4 protein-coding genes and 1 pseudogene are annotated in these 3,548 nt (G+C 37.6%); all 5 read left to right on the top strand.

Features of this window, described 5'->3' with window-relative positions; translation table 11 throughout:
* A partial coding sequence (locus CXF78_RS17260; protein WP_145991536.1) for a GDP-mannose 4,6-dehydratase occupies positions 1-393 on the top strand: 393 nt, incomplete at its 5' end.
* Between the two features lie 88 nt (positions 394-481).
* A complete protein-coding gene (rfbA, locus tag CXF78_RS17255; RefSeq protein ID WP_102037453.1) occupies positions 482-1,345 on the top strand; it encodes a glucose-1-phosphate thymidylyltransferase RfbA in 864 nt (287 codons plus the stop codon).
* A gap of 19 nt (positions 1,346-1,364) precedes the next feature.
* Positions 1,365-1,922 (top strand): dTDP-4-dehydrorhamnose 3,5-epimerase, encoded by a 558-nt coding sequence (gene rfbC, locus CXF78_RS17250; RefSeq protein WP_102037452.1) that lies wholly within the window; start codon positions 1,365-1,367, stop codon positions 1,920-1,922.
* Positions 1,923-2,750, top strand: a complete 828-nt coding sequence (locus CXF78_RS17245; RefSeq protein ID WP_102037451.1) for an NAD-dependent epimerase/dehydratase family protein — start codon at positions 1,923-1,925, stop codon at positions 2,748-2,750.
* A pseudogene (locus CXF78_RS17240) lies at positions 2,750-3,548 on the top strand (flippase); the annotation flags it as partial. The gene CXF78_RS17245 and the pseudogene CXF78_RS17240, both read left to right, overlap by 1 nt.

Here is a 3,548-nt window from a genome sequence, read left to right as displayed (position 1 = left end):
CAAATTCGTGATTGGTTATATGTAGAAGATCATGCGCGTGCACTTTATAAAGTGGTCACAGAAGGTAAAATCGGTGAGACCTATAATATAGGCGGACATAACGAAAAACAAAACCTCGAAGTTGTACAAACGATATGTACAATTTTAGATGTTTTAGTGCCTAAAAATAGCCCTTATGCCGACCAAATTACTTATGTTACCGACCGACCTGGTCACGACCGACGCTATGCCATTGATGCCAGCAAAATGAGTAAAGAACTCAACTGGACACCAGTCGAAACATTCGAAACAGGCTTACGCAAAACCATTCAATGGTACTTAGATAATCAGTTATGGTGCCAGCACGTACAAGACGGCAGTTACCAACGTGAGCGTCTAGGTATTAACGCATAGGTTACAGCAATATGCAGTTAAGCTAGTGGGTGACATTATAATTTTATGATTCGGTCTAGCATAGACTGAAATCTGTATTCGAGGTTTTATGAAAGGCATTATTTTAGCCGGTGGTTCAGGTACAAGACTACATCCAATAACAAAAGGCGTATCAAAGCAATTACTGCCTATTTATGACAAACCGATGATTTACTACCCATTATCGGTATTAATGTTGGCGGGAATTAACGAGATTCTCATCATTACCACGCCAGAAGAACAAGATGGGTTCATCCGTTTGTTAGGTGATGGCAGCCAGTTTGGTATCAGCCTTACTTATGAAGTTCAACCATCTCCAGACGGCCTTGCTCAAGCATTTATTATAGGTGAATCATTCATTGGTTCGGATGATGTCTGCTTGGCATTGGGCGACAACATCTTCTTTGGCCAAGCATTTGGTAAACAATTAAAGCATGCCGTTCAAAATCTAGCTGGAGCAACGGTATTTGGTTACCAAGTCATGGATCCAGAACGTTTTGGCGTCGTAGAGTTTGATGAAAACTTTAAAGCATTATCAATAGAAGAAAAGCCGACAGCACCTAAATCAAACTGGGCTGTTACAGGACTTTACTTTTACAATAATTCTGTTGTTAATATTGCTAAAAATGTTAAACCATCTGTACGTGGTGAGCTTGAAATTACTTGTGTTAACCAAGCATATTTAGATCAAGGTAACCTAAACGTTGAGCAATTAGGACGTGGTTTTGCATGGTTAGACACTGGTACCCATGACTCATTGTTAGAAGCGTCACAATTTGTTCAGACGGTTGAAAAAAGACAAGGTTTCAAAATTGCTTGTTTAGAAGAAATAGCCTTGTTACAGGGCTGGTTAACAAAGCAGCAAGTACGCGACATTGCGCAAACCTTAGCTAAAACCGGTTATGGTCAATATTTATTGAACATCACAAAATAATTTCAAAAAAGAAACCAATATGAATATTATTAAAACAAAAATTAAAGATTTGTTAATTATCGAACCCAAAGTATTCGGTGACGATAGAGATTTCTTCTATGAAACATTTCAAGCTGAACGTTACAAAGCTGCGGGAATAGATGCTGACTTTGTCCAAGATAACCGTTCTCGTTCAAGCCAAGGTGTGCTTAGAGGTTTGCATTTTCAAAAAACAAAACCTCAGGGTAAATTAGTCACAGTAACAGACGGGGAAGTATTTGATGTTGCGGTTGATTTACGCCCGGGTTCTGAAACATTCGGACAGCATGAAGCGATAATGTTAACCGGGAAAAATAAGTTACAGTTTTATGTGCCACCAGGGTTTGCTCATGGCTTTTGTGTACTGAGCGATACCGCAGACTTCCAATATAAATGCACCGATTACTATGACCCATCAGACGAAAGTGGCTTATTGTGGAATGACCCAAGCTTGCAAATACAATGGCCATTAAGCAATCCACTATTATCTGATAAAGACATGATTCAACCTACATTAGACGCGATTAAAGATAAGCTCATTAACGGGTGGGGACAATAAATGGCACTTTATACTGTTTTTGGCGGCCGTGGTTTCATTGGTTCAGAAATCGTCAGTCAACTTCAAGCTCAAGGCCATAGTACTTTTGTTCCAGCAAGAGACGACACTAGTCTGTTAGAGCGCGAACTCGGGATTGTTTTATATTGTGCCGGAAATGGCGACTGTAAAAACACCCCTTTTTCTGTATTAGAAGCCAATGTCAGTTTACTCGCTCAATTACTGCAACATGCAAAGTTTGAACGTTTACTTTATGTATCTTCAACTCGAGTATACATGAATCAAGCATCTGCTAATGAACAAGCAAACCTAACGGTATGTGTTGATGATAACCGGCGTCTATTTAATTTAACTAAATTAGTTGCAGAAGAGTTATGCCTTAAAAGCGGTCGTAATGTCTGTATCGTTAGGCCTAGTAATGTTTATGGCGTGGCGTTAAATAGTCCGCTATTTCTACCCGCTATTACCCGTAATGCGATTAACCATGGCAAAGTCGATATGTATATAGCTAAGGATTACGCTAAAGATTACGTATCTGTACAAGATGTTGCCTCTAGCTGTATCTCAATTGCGTCAACCGATCAATGTCATAATCAGACCATTAATGTAGCAGCAGGTTATAACATAACGGCAAAGCAAATTGCTGATGTGTTACAAGAGCATACACAATGCGAAATTATCTGGCATGAAATTGACTTTCCTAATGAGTCTTTTCCTACAACAGAGCTAACATCAATAAAGAACATTATCCCAAGTTATCACCCTAGAAATGTATTAGTCGATTTACAAGAAATGATTACCGAGTTTACAAAAGTACTAAGAGCCAATTAATGAGCGGGTTTAATCGCTTATTAAAAAACTCTTTAGCTAATATAATCAATGGTTTTTCAAATGTTATCTTAGGCATTGTAATATCGCCATTTTTAATAAACATACTCAGCTTAGAAGAGTTCTCTGTTTGGTCCATATGCCTTCAAGCAGGTATTGCTGTTAGCATTTTTGGTGTGGCGGGGCAAATAACGATAGGCCGCTTTACCTCTCAATTTAAGTTTAATAAGGATGAGTTAGGGCTTAGTAAAGTTATTAATAACTACTTTAATATCATTCTGTGTATTTTTGTATTTTTTTTACTGTTGTTGACTATCGTTATAGCTAACTTTGAATCGATATTCGCCAACATTCCAAATGATATTATTTTTGAATCAAAAATCGCATTCCTATTGGTTTTTGGTTCGTTTATTCTCGGTATATTTTCTACAGTCTTCATTGGTTACTTCATTGGCATAGAAAAAAACTATGTCACGGCAAATATTAATCTAATATCCAGAGTGTTTATTGGTATCGCAGTAGTATCTTTAGCCGACTATGGCTTAATTGCTATTGCGTCCGGTTACTTTGTGATTAATGTGCTTTCATATTTGTTTATGTACAAACAGTTTCGTGCTTTTGAAAAACATCATTTTTCATTTGGTTTGCAAGGTAAAATCGATGAGCTTATTAAGTTCTTCGGTGGGCTAACTATTTGGAATATTGCTCAGTTTCTTATATCAGGGATCGGCATTTTTGTTGTTTCCATTTATGACTTTGAAAATCTCCCCTATTTTGTATTAGCAATGACCATGGTGAATG

Origin of the sequence: Shewanella sp. 11B5 (assembly GCF_002836795.1) — a bacterium.
Lineage (GTDB): Bacteria > Pseudomonadota > Gammaproteobacteria > Enterobacterales > Shewanellaceae > Shewanella > Shewanella frigidimarina.
Note: the sequence above shows the minus strand (reverse complement) of the source record. Positions and strands in the feature narration are given on the sequence as shown.